Consider the following 25,021-nt stretch of genomic DNA (forward strand, 5'->3'; position numbering starts at 1 on the left):
CCTGGTCGAGGAGACGGTGCTCGGGACGGGTCGGCTCCCGATCCCGGACGAGCCGGGCCTCGGGCTCACGCTCGACCTCGACACCGTCGGCGAGCACCTCGTCGCCGGCGAGACCCTCTTCGACGAGACGTAATCGAGACATCGGACGCGTTCTCAGCTCTCGCGAGTCGAACGGAGACGTTCTCCGAATCGTGGAACGGGACCGTGACCAATGTCATTACTACAACCGAAAACGCTCGGGCTGAACGACCAGCAACCGATAGGACAGCGGATTTCGAGCGATAGTCCGCGAGGAGCCGTGACCGTTGTGGGATGTTTACCGGACCGCGGATCAGATACTAACGACGTCCAACCGGACTTCGTTTGCCTTGTCGAGGACTTCCCTGGGGAGCTCCCGGGCAAACCGTTCGTTCTGAATCCGATACGATGGCCCCGAAACCCCCACCGCGCCGAGGACTTGGTCGTCTTCGTCGAGAATCGGCGCTGCAACGCACCGCAGTCCCGCCCGTTCCGTCTCGTCATCGAAGGCAACCCCTCGTTCCCGTATCCCCGCCAGTTCTCGAGTGAGGTCATCATACGTGGTAGGAACTGCGTCGGCCCCAGCGACTGCCGCTCGTTTGTCGGCGACGTTGTCCACGCTTTCTTGGGGAAGATGGGCTAAGATGGACCGACCGAGGGCCGTGGTGACAAGCGGGAGCCGCGTGCCGTCAACACACGCGGGAGAGATCGCGTTCGCTCCCTCTACACGGTATAGATACGTTCCCTGACCGTCCTCTTCTATCATGAGACTTGCAAGCTCACCCGTAGAACGCGCTAGGGCATCGATCTTTGACTTCGCGACGTTGTATAGGTTGATCTGGCGCTTCGCATAGGTGCCATACTCGAGAAAGCGAATACCGATCCCGTAGGAGGTCCCGTCCTTGACGATGTACCCTTCCTGAACGAGCGTGCTGAGATAGTTGTGTAGCGTGCTTTCGGGGATATCCAACCGATCGGCCAACTCGGAAGCCTTCGCACCATCCATCTCTTTGAGTGCCTGAATGATCCGGAAGAGGGTTCCAACTGATCGTATCGCGTACTGGGTCCGGTCTCTCATGTTCGGTCGTCACGCCGAACCATAATGAATAATTCGGCTGTTTTCGGTGGTAGCCGAATACGGCGAAACGATCCCCTCGGACCGTTTGCTGCCCATCTCACTGGTTGGGAAGCCGAAGATTGATTGCCCGTGACTGACTGAACGGCACGTCTTCTTTTCCTCGTGGTGCGGTGGTGATGTCGTCCGTTTCGCCGGCCGTGAACGAATAGCTAGTGGGAGGGCTTACTCTCGGCAAGACCGATAGTTCAGTCGCATTGGTTCTACCGACGTTTCGACAATCGGAACCTCTGCTGGCTACTGAAGCTTATGCCTTGACCCATTTGAGAGTAATTACACCCCTACTCACAAAGTTATCCTTGTTGAAACCGTATCGCCGCGCTATAAGATATAAGTTATTACCTACTCTGCCGGTGCGATCGCATCGGGTTCAGGATATATCGAACTTCTGAGGTCGGCACCGTCATCGAACGAACGACTTCGGGGAGACCACACGAATCGCTATCGACGATTATCGGAGGAACTCAGACCACGTGGAACTGCTCGGAGGGTGGACCCGTTCCGTTGCGGTGGCTGTTGCGAGTTCTTTTCGACAGCATTCTCTTGAATAGCCCCGAACTGGTTCGCCGAGAAACTCGATGAATCGGTAGAACCGGTTGTAGAACCTCTTTTGGCCGAGATCGGATGTTCGGCCCCTCCTCTTGGGCAAGCGAGCCGTGCCCATGAGTCCGGTTGTGGCTCGCTACATCGCCGGTTTTCTCTTGATTCCCGTTAGCACTTGGTGGACCTCGTTCATGACGATGGCTTTCAGATTAGTTACAGGTAGTATACCTTGACCAGTAAAAACATCTCACCAGAGCTGTTCGGCGAGGGCCGACCGACAGGTGCTTCCATAGGTATATTATTCTAACGATGAGTTCGCCATCGACGTCGACGAATCCGTCTATCGTACCAGTGGTCGAGAGACTGGATTTCGGTGTCGGGCCGGTCGTGAGTGATCCGCTTCTGTCGAAGGCCTACATCGACCCCTCTCTGGGGCTCGGCACTTCTCGAGATGGTGGAGACTCATCGAGTCGACCTCGCAAGTGTCCGGAGGTGATGGAGGCTTCAAGAGGGGCCCAACAGCACGAGGAAGACGACGATCAGGATTGTCCCGAAACACTCCCTGCGCCGCCGAGGAGGTCCCTGTAGCGTACGATAGCGAGTTCCTCAATCGTTCGCTGTTGGGACGGTGGCAGGCGATTCACCTTCGTTGGTCGCTATCCCACGCCCGGTTATCGCCATCACGAAGAGGATGAGCGGCGAGAGATAGCCGAAGAAGTAGTACGGCGCGTACTGGAGCGTCGCCACACCGAGTACGCTCGCCATGTATACACCACCGGCGTGCCACGGGATCAGCGCGCCGGTCGGCGTGCCGGCGGACTCGATGGCTTGTGAGAGTGCCGAACTGTCGAGTCCGTACTCCGTGTAGAGATTTCGGAGGCTCATGCCGGGCACGGCGATGCTCATGTACTGTTGGGCCGAGAAGAGATTCACGACGATAGCCGAGACACCAGTGGCGGCGACGAGGCTGCTTGCGCCCCGAATCGAACGTTCGAGTGAACGTGCGAGTACCGCGAGGATGCCAGTTCGCTCCAGAAGTCCGCCGAGCGAGAGTGCGGCGACCACGACAGCGACCGTCCACGCGGAACCGGTGAGTCCCCCGCTCGCGAGCAACGAGTTCACCGCTTCGCTCCCCGTCTCGGGGGTCGTGCCGTTCAGGAACACCTCCCACGCAGCAGTAAACGATGGCTCTTGAAGCAGGATAGTCGTTCCAACCCCCGCGAAAACACCGGCGATGAGCGACGAGAGCGCCGGATAGCCGTACAACGCGAACCCGAACGTCACGAGCAGCGGGAAGAACACGAGTACCGAGAGGTCGTACGTACCGACGAGCGTCCCTCGAATTTCGTCGACGCGCCCAGCCGGGATGGTCCCGGTCGTCTGCAGCCCGAGGTAGGCGAAGATGGCGACCGAGACCCCGAGGGCGAGGGCTGTCCCGAGGCGCATCGCCCGAATGTGGTCGTAGAGGTCGGTGTTCGTCACGCCCGCTGCGAGGTTCGTCGTATCTGAGAGGGGCGATTGCTTGTCCCCTGCGTACGCCCCCGAGAGGATGGCTCCCGCGGTCATCGGCGCTGGGATCCCGAGCCCGGAACCGATACCGACGAAGGCGATACCGAGCGTGCCCGCAGTCGTCCACGAGGACCCGATAGAGAACGCAACGACAGCCGCGAGGAGGACCGTTGTCGGGAGGAACACGGTCGGTGTGAGAACTGAAAGCCCGTAGTACATCATCCCCGGAATCGTCCCCGCGCTCACCCAGGTGGCGATGAGGGCGTAGATGACGAGAATGATCAGGATCGCCTGCAACCCCATCGCGAGACTGTCCTCGACACCGTCGTAAAGCTCCTCGAACGAAAGGTCCATCCAGTACCGACCGACCAACCCGGTCAGAACGATGCTCCAGAGTAATGGTCCGTGTGGGGCGAGCCCCAGTACACCGGAGCCGACGCCGAGGAAGACGACGACACCGACCAGTGGAACGAGTGCCTGGAGGACCGACGGCTTCTGTCCGCCGAAACGGGACCCATCAGTCGGGAAGTCTGCGTCGAACGAACCCATCTATACTAAGTACAATTACTGAAGGGCATTAAACAGCACGATAATATTCTCTTCGGGCATCACACTCGATCGCCATAGATCTGTTCCGCTCCATCGGCTCGACTCGGTTGACAGGCGAACCGGACGACGTATCGACCTGCGTCGTTTCCAGCATGGAGTGTATGGCCCCGATCTGAAAGCGACCCGCCGAGGGACTCCGCCGTGTTTTCGAGCTCGAATCGCGTTTTTCGCCTCACCTACGATCGCTCCCGCTCTTCCTCGCCGCGCTCATCGTCGTAGCGCTGCGGTCGTGGTTCGGCGCTACGCACTCTGGACAAGCCGGAATCGCCGACCACGGGTGCGAGTCGAACCGTTTTCTTCGAATTCGACCCTCGATCCATGCTGCTCGGTCGCCCGATCGAAACGTTGCTGGGGACGAGGCGGCTCCACACCAAATATGAACGAAGACGAAGCTCCCACGGTTCTCGAAAACCGGTTCCCCGATAGGCCCCCTCATCAGCGTATTAGCGTGTCCGACGCGCGATGAAGGCTCGAATTCGTGGCATCTACGCCACTGCACTGACGGCCCTCTTCCGCGAGGCCGACCACACGGTCGTACAGGCATCCCCCACTATCCAAGAGCGCTTCGACGGTGGGTTCGCCATCGAGGGATCCGACGTCACGATTGAGACGACCGATGACCGACAGGGCATCGGCATCCACGGTGACTCCACGGCGGTAAACACTGCAGCGACCCATCTCGCTAGCCTCGAAACGGACACGTTCAGCTGGTCCGCGGAGATGCCTCGTGAGGCGGTGTTCACGGGGCAGGTCACGGGGACGATCAGGGGCGGTGCCGTCGTGGACTGTGGCGGTCGTTCGGGATTCCTTCCGGATTCGAACACGGCCCACCAGATCGAGGAAGACGACCGACTCAGCGTGCAGGTCGTCGACCCTGTGCCGCCGTGGAGCGACGACCGCCCAGTGCTCGATACGCACCTCGAAGTGGGTGGCCATTTGGTCCAACTCGTGCGCGATGGGTCCGGAGAGACGTCGACACGACCGGGTATGGCTGCGGATCTCACTGACCTCCTCCCGAACGACCCACCGGACGGTTGGCGGGCACGCTGGATGGACGCGAGCGACGACGCGGAGTTCGCCGCGCTCTCGGACGCCCTCGCGTCCGCGAGCGACCGGGCCACGGCTATCGATGCGGCGCTCTCCGACGCACCCGAGAGTCAGGACGAACCCGGCGTCGTCTGGAACGAGTGCGCGACGACCTGGATCTGGTTCGGCCGTGTATCACGCTTCGCGCTCGACGACGCTCGCCGGGTCGTCTGCCCGACGATGGCCGGCCACCACCGTATCAAAGCCGGGAGTACGGACGCGAGCGCTGCTGTCGAGCTCGTAGAGGCGGTGTGCGATCTGGACGACAGCGCGGAATCCGAGTTTCCGTTCGCGACGATCGCCCGGCAGTTCGGGCCGGACGAGGACGACGACGTGAAGATCGTCCACGGCAAGCCGGATGGCCGTCGAATCACGTTGGGTGAGGGCTTCGTGACCGACCGTGACGAGTCGAGTGTCACCGTTCGACGGGAGATGACGCCTGGGGGGACCTACGATGCACTGGGAACCGAGCGCCGTGCTGGCGATACTGCGACGACGAAGTTCACCGAGGGGAAGTGGTGGTATCCGACCGTCTATCGGGATGCGGACGGAGCGCGTCGAGGGACGTACGTCAACATCTGCACGCCGGTCGAGGTCTTCCCGACCGCCGCTCGCTACGTCGACCTCCACGTCGACGTCGTGAAGCACGCCGATGGCCGGATCGAACGTGTGGACGATGCCGAGCTCGACAGTGCTGTTTCGGCGGGCCACGTTTCCGAACCGCTCGCGGAGACGGCTCGCGAGGTCGCGACCACGATCGAGAACGCGCTCTGACCCTCGATCGTAAGCTATCGAGTGGCCCCTATTCGTACGAGGGCTCTATCGTCTCCCCCGGTTGGACGGTGGCCCAAACCTCGCCGTTTTGGGAGACTTTCAGCGTTGCCGACCCCTCGTTTTCGATGCTGTAGAGTGTACCGTCCGTCGAGTACGTGTCGACACCACCCGCCCCGACGAACCCGTACGCCCCCGACACCCTACCTGTGTAATCGGGATTCTCGGCCGTGGTTCCCGGGTTCGCCTCGCTTTCGTAGTAGAACGGCATCGTGCCAGCTTCCCCGGCCATGAGCGTGTAGTTCGAGGCCCCATCGCCGACCGCCTCGACCCTGATGAAGTTCTCGCCGCTCGACGGGGCGTCGGGGTCGACGCGCTCGCCGTCCGTTCCTTGGCCTGGTTCGACCGTCTCGTACAGCTCGCCGTTCAGGTACACTTCGAGCGGGACGTCACCGTCGTTGACGAAGTCGAGGGAGGGCTCGTCCGCGATGGTCGGTTCGTACTGATAGCTATCGACCCCGTTGTCCCCGACGAACCCTTCGGCGTAGTAGGGGTCGTCGAGGATCACTCGGTCCTCGTAACTGGCCGAGTCATCGGTATCGGCTTCCGCCCCCAGTTCGATGGTCGGGCCAGTACCCCCGTACATTCGGTAGTACGAGCCGCCCGACCCGTCCGCGACGATGGTCACGTTGTACCAGCCCTCACGGGACGAATCCGTCTCCGCTGCCGTCTCCGTCCGTGTCGGGGTCGGCGTTGCCGTTTCGGTTGCTGTCGGTGTTGGCGTCGCTGTTTCAGTTGGTGTCGGTGTGGGTGTCGGCGTTGCCGTTTCGGTCGGTGTGGGTGTCGGTGTTTCGGTCGGTGTCGGCGTTTCGGTGGGGGTTGGCGTTGCCGTCTCAGTTGGGGTCGCCGTTGGAGTCGACGTCGCCGTAGCGGTTGCCGTGTTGGTCGGTGTATCCGTGGATGTTGACGTCGCCGTATCCGTCGACGTCGCCGTTGTGGTTGTCGGGAGGGCCGTGTCCGTTTCCGTCTCGGTCGGTCGAGGTGTGAGCGCCGACGTACCGTTCGGCTCCGGAGTTGCCGTGCTGATCGACGTCGACGTGGAAGTGGACGTTGCTACTGGCGTCGAGGATGGTGTCCCCGTAGTGGAAGCCGTGGAGCCAGTCGACACCGTACTCGTGTTGTTCGTTGCCGGGACCGCCGTCGAGGTGTCCTCGGGTGCCTGCGAGAGGAAGCTACAGCCGGCCAGCAGCATCGATAGGACCACCAGAACGACGAGCAGAGAGCGCGGGTTCACACTCAGTTCACCCGTTGCTGGAGGTCGTGCTGGGTGTCGACCGGACGACCGTTCTCGTGGCTGTGGGATTCGGGACGTGAACCATTTGCTTCCGCATTGACCCCACCTCGTATTAGCAGTTGGGACCGGGATCCGAACGGGCGAGGAACTCGCGGGACCGACTATCGATTCGAGAATCTCGGCCGTCGTAGACTGCTCTTCGGCGAGCACAGTTGCAGAGCGGTTCTCGGGGTGAGTCGTCTCCGTCGTGGAGGGGGTGAGAACGGGATCAGCCGGATCCTGCTTCGTTTTTCGTCGGTGCGACCGCCTCCGACCCGCAGTTCGGGCAGCGCTCCCTGTTCGTCGCGAACCGCGCCTCACACGCTTTGCACTCGTAGTCCGCGTTCTCTTCCATCCCCTCGTCCATGTTCCGTTTGAACCGCTCGGCCTGACGACCGAGCTTTCTGAACACGTCCCTCATCGCTACCGAGAGGCGGCGGAGTGTGATAACCGTTCGCCGACGATGAACGGGAACCACGCCTGATCGGTCCGCTTTTTTCTAACCGATCCGCCGGAGAGCGATCGCGAATCGCTTAACCATCGGGTAGTACAATGGGGTGTTAGATGGCTGTACTCATCACCGGTGCAAGCCGTGGTATCGGACGCTCGATAGCGTACTCACTCGCGCCGGACCACGACATCGCGGTCAACTATCGGACCGCCGAAGATGCCGCTGCTGACGTCGTCGACGACATCGAAAGCGATGGAGGAGACGCGATCGCAGTGAGGGCCGACGTCAGCAACTCAGCGGACGTCGAATCCATGGTCGCGACCGTCGTCGATGAGTTCGGTGAACTCGACGCAGTCGTCAACAACGCCGGCATCGTCGACCCGGACCTCGCAACCGATATCGACGACGAGCAGTGGAACCGTGTCCTCGAAACGAATCTCTCGGGGGCGTTCTACGTTGCACGGGCCGCGATCCCACACCTCGAGCCCGACGGGGACGTCGTGTTCCTCTCCAGCATCGGGGGCACCGGTGGGACGGTCGACGCGAGCTATGCAGCGAGCAAGGCCGGTCTGCACGGTCTCACCCGGTCGTTGGCTCGCGAATACGGTGGAGACGGCCTCCAGGTCAACGCTGTCGCGCCCGGCCCCGTCGAAACCGGTCTCAACGATACCATCCTAGAGCATCTAGAGGCGATAGAATTCCGTGGGCACGAGAACCTCGACACCCATCTCCCTCAGTACGCGTGCAAACCGGAAGACGTCGCTCACACCATCAGGTACGTACTGGAGAACGAGTACCTCCAAGGCGAGATACTCAACGTCAACGGTGGAATGCAGTTTCGGTGACGGTCTCCCTCCGAGGGAGTCGACCGTCGTTCAGATGTACTCGCCGTGCGCTTCGTAGACGGACGGATCGTCGTCGTATTTTCGGGCAACCTCCTCCAGCGTGACGAAGTCGGCGTTCTCGTGGCTCTTGACGTAGGTGATGAAGTCTTCGAGGTGCGGGATCATGTGGGGCAGCCCGTGCAGGTCGGGGTGGATCGTGAACGTGTAGACTCCGGCACCCCGGCGGTTGTAGAGATAGTCGAACTGCCGCTTGTAGTACTGTTCGTACATCATCTCGGGGTCCTTGTACCCGGCGTGATAGAGCGGCTGTTTGATGAAGAGCATCGCCGGGATGTCGTCGCGGTACCAGCTGATCGGTATCTCCACGACGTCCGTTTCTTCGCCATACTCGTACGGTGTCGTCCACGAATCGGGGTCTTGGTCGTACTTGATCTTCTCCCAGCTGTCGCCCTTCCGCATGTAGCCCGGCTCGAACTCCCGTTCCATGAGGCTACTGTCGTAGAGGAAGTCGTACTTCTCGACGAGCTCCGGCGTGTTCTCGCTGAACTCCCACCAGCTCGCTCGGTGACCGACCGGTTTCTCGCCGGTCACCTCCTCGACGAGGTCGATCGAGAGCTGGAGGATCTCGTCCTCCTGCTCGCGCGAGAGGTCGGTCGGGTTCTCGTGGGAGTAGCCGTGGACACCGATCTCGTGGCCGGCGTCCGCGACCGCTTGGATCTCCTCGCGGAACGTCTCGATAGTGTGGCCGGGGACGTACCACGAGGTGTCGATGTGCTCGTCTTCGAAGAGCTGGAGCATCCGTGGGATGCCTTCGTTCCCGGCCGAGAGCCCGCGCGAGAGGTCCGCGGGCGAATCCGCACCGCCGTACGAGCCAAGCCAGCCGGCGACACAGTCCGCGTCAACGCCGATCGCCACGTCGATATCACCCATCGTAGTTCGTGTTCCCTCTCGCGGGCGGAGCCGATAGCCGTGGTCGTCGTCGCAAACGTTGCTGGTATCTAAGCACTCGATCTGTTGGTGCGCTGTCCGGTCAAACCCCTCCCTCGAAAGCCTCGCGGAGAGCACCCATATCGTCGGTTCCGAGCGCTTCGATGAGCAACAGTAGCTTCAGGCGTGCTTTGTGTGCCGGGAGGTCACCACCCTCGATGACTCCGTGTGCGCGGAGCGTCTCGCCGCCGCCAGCGGTTCCGTAGACCGGGGCGACGACGCCACCCTGACACCGGGAGGTCATCACGGCGGGAACACCCGTTTCGATGGCGTCGGCGATGGCATCGCCGAGTGCGCTCGTCGTGTTGCCGAGACCGGTTCCTTCGACGACGATACCGTCGGCACCCACCTTGAGAGCGTCGGTCACCTGCTGTGCACCGACACCGACCCCGGTTTTCACCATCGGCACGGTGGCCGTCGACGCGAGCGCATCGATCGAGATCGATCGGCTTCCCGGCTCACGGTGAACTCGGATCCCCTCGCGAGTCGAGCGCGCGATCGGACATTTCTCGGGTGAGACGAACGCCGAGAGCTCGCTCGTGTGCTGTTTCGTCACGTCGCGGGCAGCGTGGAGTTCCTCGTCGAAGGCGATGTAGACACCACCCGCCCCGCGGAATCGCTCGTGACTCGCCATCCGCACTGCGGTGAGGAGATTGCTCGGTCCGTCGGGGCTCACCTCGTCCGGCCGCCGCTGAGCCCCTGTCAGAACGACTGGCGCGTCGAGATCGAGCACGAGGTCGAGGTAGTACGCGGACTCCTCCATCGTATCGGTCCCGTGAGTGACGATGGCCCCTTCCGCGCCGTTCTCGACGGCCGTTCGAATTCGCTTTGCGATCGTCGCGAGGGACCCAAGATCCATGTCGAAGCTGGGTGTCTGCACCACTTCCACCACCTCGATGTCCGCATACGAGGCGAGTTCCGGCACGGCCGCAACGAGGTCGTCACCGCTCTTGCTCGGCGTCGCGCCGGCTTCGCCGGACGTACTTGCGATCGTTCCTCCAGTACTGAGAACGGTGAGTGGCACGGACATCGGTCTTCGTCCCACTATGATAGCATGTGCACGATAGCACTTCTGGAAAATCCGCGAGATAGAGTGCGCTCACTGTTCCGCAGTCGATCTCGATGGTCGATACGCCGAACGAGTGTGTCCCGAACAGCGAACGGCTGTCCGGTCGTGGTTGCCCGATGCCCGTGGGGGCGTCCGGATATACGCATCGTCGAAACGAGACCTCTTCTCTCAGTGGTCTTCGATCAAAAAGGATCGATGCGAGATCGTTCGTTCCGTTCGGCTATTACTGAACGGTGAGCCCGCCGTCGATCGTTAGTGGGTGCCCCATCACGAACGAGGAGTCATCCGAACAGAGCCAGACGACCGCTTGGGCGATCTCTTCGGGGTCCCCGAGCCGACCGGCCGGGACGCCCGCGGTCATCTGATCCATCATCTCCGGGTTGTCTTCACCGGCCCGCTGCACCATCGGGGTGTCAATGATACCCGGACAGACCGCGTTGATCCGGATGTTCTCGTCGGCATAATCGAGGGTTGCTTTTCGCGTCAACCCGATCACACCGTGCTTGCTCGCGACGTAAGGTGACCCGCCGCTGCCGGTCAACCCCGAGATCGAAGCGGTGTTGACGATGCTCCCACTGCCCTGCTCGAGCATCTCCGGGATCTCACGCTTCATACATCGCCAGACACCCTTCAGATTCACATCGATCACTTGATCCCAGTTCGCTTCGGAGTGCTCGGCCAGCGCGTTACTGTCTCCTTCGAGCCCAGCGTTGTTGTGAGCGAAGTCAAGCCCTCCATACCGATCGACCGCTTCCTCCACCATCCGGTCGACGTCGTCCTCGTCGGTGACATCCGTTCGAATGAACGTCGCGTCCCCGCCGTCGTCCTGAATCGAGCGGACGGTTTCCTCCCCACCGTCCTCGACGATGTCGGCCACGACGACGCTTGCACCCTCTTCGGCGAACCGGAGCGCTGTTCGTCGACCGATTCCCGAGCCCGCTCCAGTGACGACCGCCACTCCGTCTTGGATTCCATTCATGGCTGTGTGACCCCCATTGGTATGGGTCAACGTATCAATAGTCGGTGCTGTGTATAGAGTGTTTCGTCGTTCGGAGGATGGTTTCCAGAAGGGCCGACGAACGAAGCGACGCTCGATCAGATCAGTCAACGCTCTAGTGGACCCGACTTCGAGACGTTGTCTGCCTATATTTGATGTGGTGTGGTTATCATATTGAATCAAACATATACGAAAACGGCCGAGCAGAAGGCCTATTAATTGACTGTTCAATAAATTAGCTGTGGCAACGCAAAACCCTCAGCTCGATATGAAGCTCCCGAGCGGGCTCGAACCGTCTCAGCGGCGGGTCGACCCGTTCGCGTGGTACGAAGAGATGCGGCGTACCGACCCTGTTCGGTACGATGAGGAACGCCAGCGATGGGACGTCTTCCGCTATGACGACGTCAAGCGGGTTCTCTCGGACTACGAGACCTTCTCCTCGGCGGGGTTGTCGGATTTCGATTCGTTCGATATCCTCGGAACGGTTCTCGTGGACGAGAACCCGCCTGAGCACGACCGGCTTCGCGGCGTCGTCGACGAGTTCTTCCAGCCGGGGAACCTCGAATCGCTGCGCCCGTCGATCCGTTCCATCGTCGATGAACAGCTCGACCGGACGCTCGAGGACGGCCCCGCTATCGATGCTATCGGACAACTCACCGCGCCGGTTACGGTTCTCACGATCTCCCGACTGCTCGGTATCCCACGTGAGGACTGGGAGACGGTCGAACAGTGGAGCGACGTCATGGGTGGTGGCGGTGCGTCGGGATCCGGGGACTGGAAGGATGCTCAACGGACATTCAAAGAGATACGCGAATACGTCAGCACGCTCCTCGAAGAGCGTCGAGGTGAGGATCGTGACGACGTGATTTCGGCGATCACGAGCACCGACGCGTCCGAGAACGCCCTCTCGACGGAGGAGCAGGTCTCGTTTTGCATCTTCCTCTTCCTCGCCGGTCACTCGACCACGACCCACGCGGCCGGCAGCGTGCTCTGGACGCTCGCCGAGGAGGACCAGTATGAGAACCTGCGTGATGGCACGCTCGACAGGGGGTTGACGTTCGAGGAGTCGCTTCGCTACCGAGGCCCCGTGCAGTCGCTTTCCGGTCGTCACACGACCGAAGAAGTGGAGCTGAGTGGTGTGACCATCCCCGCCGGCGAGCAGGTCACTTCGTGGATCGGGTCCGCGAATCGGGACCCGGACGTGTTCGACGACCCGGAGCGGTTCCGACCGGACCGGCGGGCGAACCGCCACATCGCGTTCGGGTTCGGTCCGCACGTCTGTCTGGGAGCGCCGCTCGCGAGACTGGAAGGTGACATCATCCTCGATGCCGTCACCGACCGGATACGGGAGATCGAACTCGCGGAGGAGTCCTTCGATCCGGAACCCATGTCCTGGCCGCTCACCTACGGACTCGATAGCCTTCCGATGCGGTTCTACGAGCGATAGCGAGCGGTCGCTCACCCTCCCCGACGGAGAGTTGATGGAAAAGTGGTTCCAAAACAGTATTCACTCCCGCTCGGACAGACTAGAGGTATTGTGATCGGGACATGAGTCACAGGGAAGGGACCGAGTGGCGGATCAGGGTCGCTGCGATCCGTGCGCTGGCCAAGCACGGTTATGCGGACCTGTCGATCAAACGGATCGGGGCGGAGCTGGGCCAGAGTTCGTCGCTTCTGTACCACTACTTCGACGACAAGGACGACCTGTTGCTCTCGACGCTCGACCTGGTCGGCGAGGAGTTCGTCGACCGGCGAGACCACGACGGGTCGTCCGACTCGAAAGCGGACCTGTCCGACCTCATCGACTCGTTCTTCGATTCGTTCGCCGTCACCACTGACGACGTTTCTACGGCGGACGAGATAGCGTTCGACGTCGTTCTCGTCTACGTCTACGCGGAGCTCTGGGCACAGGCGACCCGGGACGAGCGGTATCGTGCGAAGATCACCGAACTGGAGACCCAGTTCGTCGACGAGATCACACGGACGCTCGAACGGGGGATCGAAGCGGGACAGTTCCGCGAGACGACACCGACGAGGACCGCTGAGCACCTGTTCGCGCTCCTCTTGCATGGGCTCCATACGAAGACAGCGGTCGACCGCGACGAGGCAGCCGAAGCGACGCGTTCCAGCCTGTACCATCTCACGGAGCGAGAACTCTCGGTCGACCTTCGCGACCCCGACTAGCGCGACTATCGGATTTTCGTCGAGCGGTCGAAGCGCTGTCTCGTCCGGGCCGAGACCGGGTTCGCATTCGAGGGCGACCGATAGCAACGCTTATTTGATTGATCGTTCAATATACTGGGTGCTATGCAAGGGATCAGCGACAAAACCGCGGTCGTCACGGGAGCCGGGTCCGGTATCGGACGGGCGTCGGCCGAGCGTCTCGCTGCGGAGGGAGCGAACGTCGTGGTTGCGGACGTCGTAGCGGACACCGGGGAGGAGACCGTCGACATCATCGAGGACGCAGGCGGCGATGCGGTCTTCGTCGAAGTGGACGTCAGCGACCCGGATTCCGTCGCGGGGATGGTCGACACCGCCGTCGAGACCTACGGCGGGCTCGACTTCGCCCACAACAACGCCGGAATCCTGACCGGGTTCGCGCGGGTGACCGATATCGAGGATGACCAGTGGGACCGGTTACTCGACATCAACCTCAAGGGGATCTGGAACTGCATGAAGGCCGAGCTTCCCGTGATGGCGGACGAAGGTGGTGCGGCCATCGTCAACACCGCCTCCGAGGCCGGTCTCGTCGGGATGGGGGGCCTCGCGAGCTACTCGGCGAGCAAGCACGGCGTCGTCGGGCTCACGAAGACGGTGGCGCTCGAGTACGCCAGCCGCGGAGTCCGTGTCAACGCGATCGCCCCCGGTCCGACGGAGACCAACATTCAGGCCAACACCGAAGGCGGGAGCACCGACCCGACGACGTTTGAGTTCGACACGTCGGCGATGGTCGACGTGCCGATGGGCCGCGGCGCGACCGCCGACGAGATGGCCGGTGTCGTCGCGTTCCTCTGTTCCGACGATGCATCGTACATCACCGGCCACACGCTCCCCGTCGACGGCGGTCAGGCCGCCGACTGAACGGGAGCAGGATCGGGTACCGATTGTAGTCAGCATCCAATTCGAATCGAACGAAGCTGGTTCTCTCCTCTTCGGCCGGAGCAAAGCGGCCGAGGATCACGTTCGCCCGAACCAGCGGCGTAGATCGCTCGACGGGATGGTTCCGTGACGATGTGAGGACCAACCTACGCCGCTCGACAGGGAAGCGAGCGGAGACCGTAGTGACTGGATATCGGTTGGAGCTCCGAGAGATCCGTATCGAGCCGGTCGAAACGCGCGAGGAGACGGTCAACCGCGATATCCGCTTCGAGAACGAGGGAACCGATACAATTCAGTCTTGGCCGGCCGGTTGTGCATTGCCCGCCGTCTCGGCGGTGGTCGCGTGAGTTTCTTCGACTTGGGAGTAGACGAGGAGTGCCCCCAGCCCAGAGAGAAGCGCAGTGAAAGCGAACGGCACTACGTACCCGAACGAAACGAGATAGCCCGCCAATAGCGGGCCGACGGCGCTTCCAAGAGTGAACGCCATCGTGAGTACCGCGAAGGTCGTCCCGGAGTTGCCTGACCTGGCGATATCGCCGGCTAGCGCGAACGCGGGAGCAAACGCCGTCGCCGCCGCTGCACCCTGAACCAGCCGGGTGAGTATCATCCCGATCGGTGTCGTTACGAGTCCTTGGGCGAGCATCGCCGGAACGAGTACCACAAGGCCGCCCAGAATGAACGGACGGCGACCGTAGCGGTCGCTCGCGTTCCCAACCGGTGTCTGGAGCAGAACTTGAGAGACGATGAACGCTGAGAACTCGACACTGAACAACTGCGCACCCTGATCGAGATGCTCGTTGATGGTCGTCTGGAGCGGTTCGATCAACACGAGACCGATCGAGACGGCGAACATCGCGAGACCGAGTGCGAACACGGGGTCGATCAGCGTATCGTGGTCGTGGTCGAACACCGTGATCCCGATGTCACTCCCCGCTTCGGCGTCCTGCTCCTCCGGGTCGGGGTCTTCGATGAACACCATAATGAGTATCGCTCCGATCAACGACCCGAGCGCCGCGACGTAGAAGGCGGCGTCGAAGCCCGTGATTGAGAGTCCGGCGAGTTGGTACGGACCAGCACCGATCACGCCCCCTGCGAGGAGTGGACCGGCGGCGACCCCGAGGAACCGGAAGGTGTTGAAGACGCCCATATCGTTCCCACGCGAGCCGTCGTCGGTGAGTTCGTTCACCAGCGCCACCGTCGAGGGGATCGTGATCGCCACACCGATACCCTGCACGCCACGGATGATGAGCATCAACGCGTAACTCTCGGCGAACGAGTAGACGAAGTTCGCGACCGTGAGGATCACCAGTCCGATCACGATAAATATCCGGCGACTCCCGGTGCGGTCAGAGAGATATCCCGCGACCGGCTGGAGGACCGTACTCAAAAAGCCGAACGCCGAGAGGATGATACCCGTTATTAGTGCGACACCCAGCCCGAACGTCTGGCCGGTGACGACGCCGCTCCCGATGTAGAGCGGCAGAACGATGATCAGAAACGAGTTCCCGATCGAGTCCGCCATCCGCGCGAACGCGAGCGTGAATATTCGTCGATCGGTGTTGAAGAGGCTTCTCAGCCCGAGCTTCTCGAGCAGGTTCACGAACTCTCTCCGTGTCTGCCTGTTTCCGTATACCTCAACCGCTCTTCGATACGTAGCAGAACCATTCGCTGACTGATCGGTCAGTCTATTGTATAAGCATTACGATGGGCTTGCTGGGGATGATGGATCGCATAGCTTCGACAGAGACCAGCAAGGGAGCCCGAGCGACCAGCCCGTAAGATAACCCGAGTAGACCGCCGAACACATGTTCGCGTTACTTTTGCACGGACAGTACACGACGGCGGCCACTGACCGGAGTTCGGCTGTGGAAATCGTGTGTAGTAGGTCGTACGGACCCTCAGATCGGGGGATGTCTCCGGTGGAAGAAATCTATTCGTCAACGGTACCGACCGCGCGGACTGGGGCACCGTCGCCTCCGAGCGCTACTGGATACGCGCGTAATTCGAATCGATCGGAGAGTTCTCCGAGGTTGCGGAGGTTTTCGATGATGAGATTATCAGCACCGAGCAGGGTGTGATGAGCCTGCAACCCAGTCGAATCGATTTCCTCGGAATTCTGGGTACGTGTCGGGTCCGGGCTCAGAGTATCGATGCCAACTGCATAGCCTCGTTCGGCGCATACAGCGGCCGCGTCAGGTGCCAGATACGGATGGTCGAGATACCGCTCTGTTCCCCAGTGAGTACTCCAGCCCGTCCAAAAGAGGGCGAGATCGATGTCATCATCAGGAACGTTTTCGACTGTGATGGGCTCACGGTCACTCAATCCCGTGCAGTCGATACGGGCAGCTTCGAACGTGAACTGTTCGATTGCATAGGTATCTAAAGTTCGTCCTTCTTCTAACACATGGGATGGTGCGTCGATATGGGTGCCAGTATGACTTCCCAATTGTATGACACTAACTCGATAGCCGTCCTGGTCGTAGACCGCATGGGGTTCAACACAGACTGGCGGATCGCCTGGGTAAACGGTCATTTCGGTCTCGATTCGGTGGGTAAGATCGACTTGCACGCTTCAGTCTATGGCTGAGTGGGTAAATAGTGACATAACGGACAGTCGAACGCCTGCACCGAGCCGTTGTCGGAGTGACATCGAACGCAGGTCTCCTCCGATCAGTCCCGATTGGATATCGGGCTTCGTTGGCCCGGGGGCGATTGCGTTGACTCGAACGTCACGACTCGCATACTCGAGTGCAACCGATTTCGTCGATCAACGACGCCATGCTTCCCGGCAGAGTAACTGGAAGGCCCGCCCACTCCCACGAGGTGGTCTGTTCGCCGGCAGGGATGGTCACGCCACTCAGCTCGACCTGTTCGGTCGTATGTCGACCGGACAGCTACCGACCTACTCCGCTCGACAGGGAAGGGAGCGGAGACCGTAGTGACTGGATATCGGGTGGAGTTCCGAGAGATCCGCATCGAGCCGGTCGAAACGCGCGAGCAGACGGTCGAGCGCGATGTCCGCTTCGAGACGGGCGAGCGGCGCGCCCAAACAGTAGTGAATGCCCTTTCCGAACGCGAGGTGCTGGTTGGGACTCCGCTCCGGGCGGAACGCATCCGGGTCGTCGAAGACCTCCGGGTCGCGGTTCGCAGCGCCAACCCAGACGTTCACGATCTCCCCGGTCTCGATCTCGTGTCCACCGAGTTCGACGGGTTCAGTCGTCACCCGCTGTATCTCCTGGATCGGGGAGCGATACCGAAGTACCTCCTCGATGGCTCGTTTGCGGTCGATGTCGCCCGACCGGACGGCCTCGGTGATACCCTGTTCCTCGAAGGACCAGATGGCGTTCGTCAGGAGGTTCGTGGTCGTGATGTTCCCCGCGAGGAGGAGGATCATACAGAAGCCGATCTTCTCCTGCATGTTCAGTTCGTCCGCCGTCGCCGCCAGCGTGATGAGGTCGTCACCCTCCCCCGACTGGCGTTCCTGGAGGAGCTTCCCGAAGTACTGCCCCATCTCCTTCTGGGCCGTCTCGCGCTGTCGCCGCATGCGCTGAACGGCGTCCTCGCTCGGGTCGTCGGGACGGGCGATGATCGCGCTCGACCACTCCCGGAACTGGTCGCGACGCTCGGCGGGGATACCCAGCAGTTCCGCGATGACCGTCACCGGGAACGGAACCGCGAACTCCTCGACGAAATCGAACCGATCAGTGTCCTCGACCCCATCGATCAACTCGTCGGTGAGTTCTTCGAGCCGGGGTCGATATTCGCGAAGCGTGCCGGGTTGGAACCGTTCGTTGACGAACCCACGCAGGCGCTCGTGCTCCGGGGGGTCCGTACTGATCATCGTCTTGAGAACGCTCATATCACTCCCAGCATCGTCCGAGGGGTCGCCATCGCTATCGGAGCGGTCCGCCGAGAACTGCTCGTAGTTGCGGAGCACGTGGTCGACGTCCTCGTAGCGGAAGACGTCCCACGTTTTGCGTTGTTCGTCGTAGTGGACGGGCGTTTCACTTCGCATCTCGGCGTACCACTCGAAGGGTGCGAGATGGGCGTCGCGGCTCTGTAGGGCCGCCGGATGCTGCCGGGCACTGTCGACCGAATCGGTGGACTGCACAACTTAATTGACTAATTAGTTAGTTGTAAGCCTTTCGGGCACGGCTCTCGGTCGGGGTCGTTCCGTTTGCGGGGAGCGGTCGTCGTCAGTCGCTTGTGGAGAGGTCGTCGATGATGGTATCCGTGATCCGCTCGACGCGGTCGGTTGCGGTCCCCGAATCCGTCGTCGTACGGGTGTGGAGGCCCTGCTTGAGGAGGAAGAAGACGTGGTCGGCCGTCAGCTCGGGGTCCACCGAGACGAAACGCCCACGCTCGATGCCGACGCGAAGGATTCGGGCGATCGTCTCGTGGACGCGCGTTTCGATAGCCGTCGTCTCCGCGCGGAACGCGTCGTCCCACGTCGCGTGTGCCCACAGCTCGACGAACACACGCGAGAGAGCCGTCTCGATGTCGGCCGGCGGCGATTCCATTACCTCGTCCACTCGCGTCGGGTCCGGATGGAGGAGCTGCGATACGAACGTCCGGAGGGCCGCTTCCGGGTCGTCGATTGGCTCCTCGGCTCGCCGTCCGACGAAGAGGTCCACGAAGACGTCGAGCATCGAGAGCAACAGCTCGTCCTTGCTGTCGAAGTAGTGGTAGATCAGCGACGGGTTCTGCCCGAGCTCGTCCCCGATGTCCACGAGCGTGAGGTCCGTGTAGCCGTGCTCGGCGAGCGCGCGAAACGCGGCTTCCCGGATCCGTTGTTCGGTTTTTCGTGCGTTACTCATTGTGATGTGCTATATCCCATGTGTGGATGGTCCTTTTGTTTCATCCCCTCTGAACGATCATCTCAGCACGGACTCCAGCCGAAACGTTCGTCACCTCATCTGAGCCGTTTGGACCACGATATTTAACGTCCGTCGACTGATCATCCAATCAATGGCCAGCGAAACGACCGTCGAAGAACTCCTGTCCGAGCTCACCGTCGAAGAGAAGTGCACGCTCGTCTCCGGAACGAGCGATCCGACGGGCCGTGCAACGGGCTATCTCGAAGGCGTCGAACGGCTCGACATCCCGTCGCTCGGCATGGCCGACGGTCCGCTCGGTGTTCGGATCCCCCACGAACGAGCGACTGCGTTCCCTGCTCCGCTCTCGTTGGCAGCCACTTTCGATACGGAATTGGCGTACGAACACGGTGCCGCACTGGGACGCGAGACGAGGGAGAAGGGTATGGACTCCGTGCTCGCACCCGGAACGAACCTGATCCGAACCCCACAGAACGGACGGAACTTCGAATACTTCTCCGAGGACCCGCTTCACTCGGCGGCGTTTGCAGCCGCCGTCACTGGCGGCATCGAATCACAGGACGTCGTTGCCACGCCGAAGCATTACGTCGCCAACAACCAAGAGACCGATCGTGTATCCGTCAGCGCCGAGGTGAGCGAGCGCGCCTTGCGAGAGCTCTATCTGCCGTCGTTCGAAGCCGCAGTCGACGCAGGTGCGGGGAGCGTTATGACCGCGTACAACGCAGTGAACGGCACTTCAATGAGTGAACACGGTCACCTGGTCCGTGACGTTCTCAAGGACGAGTTCGGGTTCGAGGGCTACGTCGTCTCGGACTGGTTCGCTACCGAGGGCGCTGCGGCGGCAGCGAACGGCGGCCTCGACGTGGAGATGCCCGGCATTCCGATGACCGAGATGGCGAACACGATGAGTGACGACGCCTCACCCGAGGACGACTCGGTAGAGACGAGCGTTCCGTCGGAGGGGACGGCAGATGCACCGTCCGAGACACCTGAATCATCGTTCGAGACCACCGGGGCGATACCCGACCCGAGTACGTGTGAACGTTTTTCCGAGGCGCTCGTCCCAGCGGTCGAATCCGACGAGGTACCGGAAGAACGGCTCGATGACATGGTCCGGCGGGTTCTCACCGTGATGGCCGACCGCGGAGTCCTCGACGACTCCCGTGCCGACTCGGATTCCGTGGATGTGTCAGGTCATCATAACCACGCCGAGCGGGTCGCCGCTCGGGGAACGGTGCTCCTCGAAAACGACGGGCTCCTGCCGCTTGCGGACGACGTGGACGTAGCGGTCATCGGGCCGAACATCGACGAGGCGCTGCTCGGTGGTGGGGGGTCCTCCGAGGTCGAAGCCACGAACCCGCAGAGTCCAGCCACGGGGATCGAGGAACGGTCCGACGGCGACGTCTCCCTCGCTTATGGCCTCCCATCGGTAGAGAGCGTCTCGATGATGGATATCTTTCAGCCCGAGACCGGCGACGACGAGCCAACCCGGAAGCCCGACATCGAGAACGCCGCGCAGGTGGCCAAAGATGCCGACGTGTCCGTCGTCTTCGTTCGAGACGTCACCACCGAAGCGATGGATCGCGAGAGCCTCGAACTCCCCGGAAGACAGAACGAGCTGGTCGAAGCCGTAGCCGAGGCCAACGACCGGACTATCGTCGTCGTCGTCAATTCGAGCGGGCCGGTCGCGATGCCGTGGCGTGAAACGGTCGCCGCGGTCGTCGAGGGGTGGTATCCGGGCCAAGCCCACGGAACCGCCACGGCTGCGGTGCTCTATGGGGATACCGACCCAAGTGGCCGCTTACCGGTCACGTTCGCGCCTGAGGAGGCCTACCCGACGTCCACGAAGCGGCGCTTCCCCGGTGAAGACGGCTCGGTTCGTTACGAGGAGGGCGTCTTCGTCGGCTATCGAGCCTTCGATTCGGACACGACGGAGCCGACGTATCCCTTCGGGCACGGCCACTCCTACGCCGATTTCACGTACGGTGACGCCACACTCGACGACGGAAGGCTCTCGGTTCCCGTCGAGAACGTGAGCGACCGCGACGGCCACGAGGTCGTCCAAGCCTACGTTCGCCCACCCGAGACGACCGTCGACCGACCCGAACGGGAACTCGCTGGTTTCGCCGCTATCGAAGTCCCCGCGGGCGACACCACGACGGCCGAGATAGACCTCGACGACAGGGCGTTCGATCGGTACGACGAGTCGGAAGGGTGGACGATCGATCCGGGCACGTACACCATCGAGGTCGGACGCTCCGTTCGGGACGTGCGGACCGAGGTGGAAGTCGAACACTGAGGCGTCACCCGAACGGGGACCACCTCGACGTGGGTATTTTTGCTCAAGTCCACGAACTGATTACTGAGCCCTTCGGACTCGGTCTCGATGAGGGATTATTCGGACCACACTGACGATCGCCATCCGGACCGCGACGTCGAGATCACTGAGATCAATAGCTACGTCATCGACGGCAACTTCGAGTGGAACCTCATCGAGATAGAGACCGATGCCGGCGTGACCGGTATCGGCGAGGCGTATCGTGGTGGCGGGATACCGGAGCTCGTAGCGTACACGAACCGGTTTCTCGTCGGCGAGAACCCACTCGATGTCGAGCGGGTCGTCAAGCGCATCATTCAGGAGATGTCCGGACACGGCGGGACGACCGGGAAGGTCGTGACCGCGGCTTCCGGTATCGAGATCGCCCTCTGGGACATCGCCGGGAAGATCCTCGGTCTGCCGGTCTATCAGTTGCTCGGCTCCAAGTACCGGGATGAAATCCGGATCTACTGCGATACCCACGCGGGCGAGGCGTATCGGGTAGCGGACGGCGCGACCGCGTACGCTAACGACGACGCGTACTCCCCCGAAGCATACGCCGATGCCGCAGCGGAGGTGACCGATATGGGGTTCACCGCCCTCAAGTTCGATCTCGACCTCCCGATGGACAACACGCCGGACCGTACGAACGGGCGGTTGACGAACGGCGCGATCGAACACAAACGCGAGATCGTCGAGACCGTCCGAAGCGAGATCGGATACGACATCGACCTCGCCTTCGATTGCCACTGGGAGTATTCGGTCGAGAGCGCGAAACGGCTGGCCCGCGAACTGGAGCCGTTCAAGCTGATGTGGCTCGAGGACCTGCTACCCCCGGAGAACCTGGATGCGCAAAAGGCGGTGACCGCCTCGACTCACACGCCGATAGCGACGGGCGAGAATCGCTTTCGGGTCCACGAGCTTTCAGACCTGCTCTACGACCAGGGGGTCGACATCATCACCCCGGACCCGACGACCGTCGGTGGGCTCGCGGAAACCATGAAGATAGCGAGCCGTGCCGAAGAGAACTACATTCCGATCTCCCCGCACAACGTCTGTAGCCCCATCGGGACGATGGCCTGCGTTCACCTCTGTGCAGCACTCCCCAACTTCGACGTTCTGGAGTATCACGCTCTGGAGGTCGACTGGTGGGATGATCTGGTCGCGCAGGACGACCCGCTCATTCAGGACGGCTACATAGCGGTCCCCGAGAAACCCGGATTGGGAGTCGAACTGGACGAACGAGTGGCAAGTCGACATCTGCTCGACGGCGATGCGACGCTATAGTCGAACGAGTCGCCCACGGAACGACTGAGGACCCGGTATCGGCGGCGTAACGGTCGATCCGAACGCCAACTGAGGTATCCCCGCTGCGAGGTCCGAGTCGATATCTCACCGGTCACAACAGCGTCACTCGTCAGTACCACCATCGGGTTCGAGAACGAGTTTTCCGCGGGCGTGTTGGCCTTCGATGTCCTCGTGGGCGGCCGTTGCATCCGACAGGGGATAGACCGCCGAAACGGTTGGGACGACCGCACCATCCTCGATCAACGAGGTGATCTCGGAGAGCGTCTTCCCGTTCGCTTCGACAGCGACCCGACGACTCTCGACCCCGTGGACGTCGGTCTGCTCGTCGGACGGGGAATCGAGGAGCGTAGCGATAGTGCCACCTTCACGGAGTACGGAGAGCGAACGTGCGTACGTCTCGCCACTGACCGCATCGACGACGAGGTCAACCGGTTCGTCGATCGCCTCCTCGAACGGTGTCTCCTCGTAATCAAGGAACTGATCGACACCGAGTTCGGTGAGGAACTCGCGATTGTAACCCGAAGCAGTCCCGATGACGGTCGCGCCTCGGTGGTTCGCTAACTGAACAGCGATATGACCGACGCCACCGGCTGCCGCGTGGATCAACACTCGGTCGTCTTCCTGAAGGCCGCCCCGGTCGAAGAGTGCCTGCCATGCCGTCAGTGCGACCATCGGAACGGCCGCGGCTGCGATATGATCGAGGACTTCGGGCTTCGTATCGATATCGGTGGCGGGCACCGTCGCGTACTCCGCGTACGTGCTACCGGCCGCTGGAAAACGGGTGAGACCGTAGATGCTGTCGCCTACCTCGAAGTCGGTCACCGATTCGCCGACCGCTGCAACGGTTCCCGAGAGGTCCCATCCGGGTATCCACGGCAACTGATAGTTCAACCGACCCCGACGGGCGACCGCATCAACCGGATTCACTCCCGCTCCACGGACACGAACCAGCAGCTCGTCGCCGGCGGGTTCCGGTCGTTCGACCGATTCGTAACGGAGCTCGCTCGATCCGCCGTATTCGTGGACGCGAATCGCGTTCATCTCTGTAGTCATCTCTCCGTAGGACGTCGTTCGTTCGCACGATCGAGAATCGAAGGGCCGACATCCGCCGTCATCGAAGGAGTATGGGGTCTCATCTTGGCTTCCAAACGTGTTGATTGAACTGTTAGTCAGTTATAGGTCTTCCGCACCTCTGTGGCTGGGAAACGCTCCGGACTCCCCCACGCGTGGCGTGTTCCAGGACGACGATCTTTGTGAGTCGCGCATCCGGCCCGGATCGTTGTTTGGTCCCCGAGCGGGCGAGAAGAGGCATATACTAGTGTGCCGAACCCGTTCGTGAGATAGACACGAGAACGATGTCCTCTATCGAGACGACGTGGGTACAGAAGCTGTTTCGGGTCGTACTGGGTGGCTTCATGACGGTGGCGGGTGCTGCTCACCTGACCGTGAGCCGCGAGGAGTTCCAGGCGCAGGTCCCGCGCTGGCTGCCGGACGCTCCGGGTTTCAGGGACGCGGTCGTGATCGGATCCGGGGTCGCAGAACTCGTATTGGGACTGAGCATGGTGTTCGTATCACGATTTCGCGTAGTGGTGGGGCTGGGGTTGGCCCTGTTCTACGTTCTGATCTTCCCGGGGAACGTCTCCCAGTTCACCAACGGCGTCGACGGGTTCGGGTTGGATACCGACCGGAAGCGCTTCGTTCGGCTGTTCTTTCAACCGGTGTTGGTCCTGTGGGCGCTCTGGTCGACCGGTGCGCTCGACTACCTGAAGGAACGGTTCGGCGACGACGCCGAGTAGCCGGGTCGGAACGCGATCGACCCGGACTCGGGAGTCACACTGCGAGTCGGTCCTTCGAGGCGCGCCGACGTTCGACCGACCTCGAAAAGCGTCACAGGGAGCAAAAGTAAAACGGCCGAGCGGATGCAGACGAACGGATCACCAATACCACGGGAATCGTGTTGGAATCAGCCTCCTGATAGTTGTGACTGTGTCGAGGCTGCCGAGGTCGTCGGCTGAATAGTCCTTCGAAAGGCGGCGGTAGCACGGTCGATCTTCGTCTACGTTAGCAACCGTCCGGAAGACCCCACATCTCAACCATCGTTGTCTCTAT

General features: G+C 61.6%; 21 protein-coding genes and 2 pseudogenes. 10 read left to right on the forward strand and 13 right to left on the reverse strand.

What is annotated here, in order from left to right; genetic code table 11:
• Positions 1-133 (forward strand): annotated as a pseudogene (locus D3261_RS13970) (mandelate racemase/muconate lactonizing enzyme family protein); the annotation flags it as partial.
• Positions 134-331: 198 nt separating this feature from the next.
• On the opposite strand, the gene D3261_RS13975 reads toward D3261_RS13970, so the two are convergent.
• Both D3261_RS13975 and D3261_RS13980 read right to left on the reverse strand, forming a co-directional pair.
• The gene (locus D3261_RS13975; protein WP_120073377.1) at positions 332-1,096 is read right to left on the reverse strand and encodes an IclR family transcriptional regulator; all 765 of its coding nucleotides are present in this window, start codon (positions 1,094-1,096) and stop codon (positions 332-334) included.
• A 1,206-nt stretch (positions 1,097-2,302) separates the two neighbouring features.
• Positions 2,303-3,754: a Na+/H+ antiporter NhaC family protein gene (locus D3261_RS13980; RefSeq protein ID WP_120073379.1), complete on the reverse strand. Its 1,452-nt coding sequence runs from the start codon at positions 3,752-3,754 to the stop codon at positions 2,303-2,305.
• A gap of 522 nt (positions 3,755-4,276) precedes the next feature.
• Here D3261_RS13980 and D3261_RS13985 point away from each other — a divergent pair.
• Positions 4,277-5,674 (forward strand): DUF402 domain-containing protein, encoded by a 1,398-nt coding sequence (locus D3261_RS13985; RefSeq protein WP_120073380.1) that lies wholly within the window; start codon positions 4,277-4,279, stop codon positions 5,672-5,674.
• A gap of 28 nt (positions 5,675-5,702) precedes the next feature.
• Here the strand turns inward: D3261_RS13985 and D3261_RS13990 are convergent, their stop codons facing one another.
• A complete protein-coding gene (locus tag D3261_RS13990; RefSeq protein ID WP_120073382.1) occupies positions 5,703-6,359 on the reverse strand; it encodes a hypothetical protein in 657 nt (218 codons plus the stop codon).
• Here D3261_RS13990 and D3261_RS20725 point away from each other — a divergent pair.
• Complete coding sequence (locus tag D3261_RS20725) at positions 6,352-7,065, forward strand: hypothetical protein (RefSeq protein WP_233553999.1); 714 nt, start codon at positions 6,352-6,354, stop codon at positions 7,063-7,065. The genes D3261_RS13990 and D3261_RS20725 overlap by 8 nt on opposite strands.
• A 168-nt stretch (positions 7,066-7,233) precedes the next feature.
• On the opposite strand, the gene D3261_RS14005 is transcribed toward D3261_RS20725, so the two are convergent.
• Positions 7,234-7,425 carry a hypothetical protein gene (locus D3261_RS14005; RefSeq protein ID WP_120073386.1) on the reverse strand — a complete coding sequence of 64 codons (192 nt, stop codon included), beginning with the start codon at positions 7,423-7,425 and terminating at the stop codon, positions 7,234-7,236.
• 143 nt (positions 7,426-7,568) lie between these two features.
• Between D3261_RS14005 and D3261_RS14010 the strand changes: the two genes are divergently transcribed.
• Entirely contained in the window at positions 7,569-8,300 is a 732-nt protein-coding gene (locus tag D3261_RS14010) for an SDR family NAD(P)-dependent oxidoreductase (RefSeq protein ID WP_120073388.1), read from the forward strand.
• Between the two features lie 30 nt (positions 8,301-8,330).
• On the opposite strand, the gene D3261_RS14015 is transcribed toward D3261_RS14010, so the two are convergent.
• From D3261_RS14015 to D3261_RS14025, 3 genes are all read right to left on the reverse strand, one after another.
• Entirely contained in the window at positions 8,331-9,230 is a 900-nt protein-coding gene (locus D3261_RS14015) for a polysaccharide deacetylase (protein WP_120073390.1), read from the reverse strand.
• Positions 9,231-9,330: 100 nt separating this feature from the next.
• Positions 9,331-10,317, reverse strand: a complete 987-nt coding sequence (locus D3261_RS14020) for an asparaginase (RefSeq protein WP_120073392.1) — start codon at positions 10,315-10,317, stop codon at positions 9,331-9,333.
• A gap of 262 nt (positions 10,318-10,579) precedes the next feature.
• Entirely contained in the window at positions 10,580-11,335 is a 756-nt protein-coding gene (locus D3261_RS14025) for an SDR family oxidoreductase (protein ID WP_120073394.1), read from the reverse strand.
• A gap of 259 nt (positions 11,336-11,594) precedes the next feature.
• On the opposite strand from D3261_RS14025, the gene D3261_RS14030 reads away from it, so the two are divergent.
• From D3261_RS14030 to D3261_RS14040, 3 genes are all read left to right on the forward strand, one after another.
• Complete coding sequence (locus D3261_RS14030) at positions 11,595-12,800, forward strand: cytochrome P450 (protein ID WP_233554000.1); 1,206 nt, start codon at positions 11,595-11,597, stop codon at positions 12,798-12,800.
• A gap of 101 nt (positions 12,801-12,901) precedes the next feature.
• Positions 12,902-13,537 carry a TetR/AcrR family transcriptional regulator gene (locus D3261_RS14035; protein ID WP_120073397.1) on the forward strand — a complete coding sequence of 212 codons (636 nt, stop codon included), beginning with the start codon at positions 12,902-12,904 and terminating at the stop codon, positions 13,535-13,537.
• Positions 13,538-13,660: 123 nt separating this feature from the next.
• Complete coding sequence (locus D3261_RS14040) at positions 13,661-14,434, forward strand: SDR family NAD(P)-dependent oxidoreductase (RefSeq protein WP_120073399.1); 774 nt, start codon at positions 13,661-13,663, stop codon at positions 14,432-14,434.
• A 310-nt stretch (positions 14,435-14,744) separates the two neighbouring features.
• Here the strand turns inward: D3261_RS14040 and D3261_RS14050 are convergent, their stop codons facing one another.
• The 5 genes and pseudogenes from D3261_RS14050 to D3261_RS14070 form a co-directional block, all read right to left on the reverse strand.
• Positions 14,745-16,052: an MFS transporter gene (locus tag D3261_RS14050; protein WP_394337584.1), complete on the reverse strand. Its 1,308-nt coding sequence runs from the start codon at positions 16,050-16,052 to the stop codon at positions 14,745-14,747.
• A 330-nt stretch (positions 16,053-16,382) separates the two neighbouring features.
• Positions 16,383-17,021 (reverse strand): cyclase family protein, encoded by a 639-nt coding sequence (locus D3261_RS14055; RefSeq protein ID WP_120073401.1) that lies wholly within the window; start codon positions 17,019-17,021, stop codon positions 16,383-16,385.
• Between the two features lie 78 nt (positions 17,022-17,099).
• Positions 17,100-17,275 (reverse strand): annotated as a pseudogene (locus D3261_RS21060) (SDR family NAD(P)-dependent oxidoreductase); the annotation flags it as partial.
• A gap of 79 nt (positions 17,276-17,354) precedes the next feature.
• A complete protein-coding gene (locus D3261_RS14065) occupies positions 17,355-18,563 on the reverse strand; it encodes a cytochrome P450 (protein ID WP_120073403.1) in 1,209 nt (402 codons plus the stop codon).
• Between the two features lie 85 nt (positions 18,564-18,648).
• Positions 18,649-19,269, reverse strand: a complete 621-nt coding sequence (locus D3261_RS14070; protein ID WP_120073405.1) for a TetR/AcrR family transcriptional regulator — start codon at positions 19,267-19,269, stop codon at positions 18,649-18,651.
• Positions 19,270-19,420: 151 nt separating this feature from the next.
• On the opposite strand from D3261_RS14070, the gene D3261_RS14075 reads away from it, so the two are divergent.
• Complete coding sequence (locus tag D3261_RS14075; RefSeq protein ID WP_120073407.1) at positions 19,421-21,586, forward strand: glycoside hydrolase family 3 protein; 2,166 nt, start codon at positions 19,421-19,423, stop codon at positions 21,584-21,586.
• An 87-nt stretch (positions 21,587-21,673) separates the two neighbouring features.
• Positions 21,674-22,891 (forward strand): mandelate racemase/muconate lactonizing enzyme family protein, encoded by a 1,218-nt coding sequence (locus D3261_RS14080; RefSeq protein ID WP_120073409.1) that lies wholly within the window; start codon positions 21,674-21,676, stop codon positions 22,889-22,891.
• A gap of 123 nt (positions 22,892-23,014) precedes the next feature.
• Here the strand turns inward: D3261_RS14080 and D3261_RS14085 are convergent, their stop codons facing one another.
• Positions 23,015-23,953, reverse strand: a complete 939-nt coding sequence (locus D3261_RS14085) for an NADP-dependent oxidoreductase (protein ID WP_120073411.1) — start codon at positions 23,951-23,953, stop codon at positions 23,015-23,017.
• A gap of 314 nt (positions 23,954-24,267) precedes the next feature.
• Here D3261_RS14085 and D3261_RS14090 point away from each other — a divergent pair, with 314 nt between their 5' ends.
• Entirely contained in the window at positions 24,268-24,708 is a 441-nt protein-coding gene (locus D3261_RS14090) for a hypothetical protein (protein ID WP_199694013.1), read from the forward strand.
• Positions 24,709-25,021: the final 313 nt, after the last annotated feature.

The organism is Halococcus sp. IIIV-5B, from assembly GCF_003602035.1.
Classification (GTDB): domain Archaea; phylum Halobacteriota; class Halobacteria; order Halobacteriales; family Halococcaceae; genus Halococcus; species Halococcus salsus.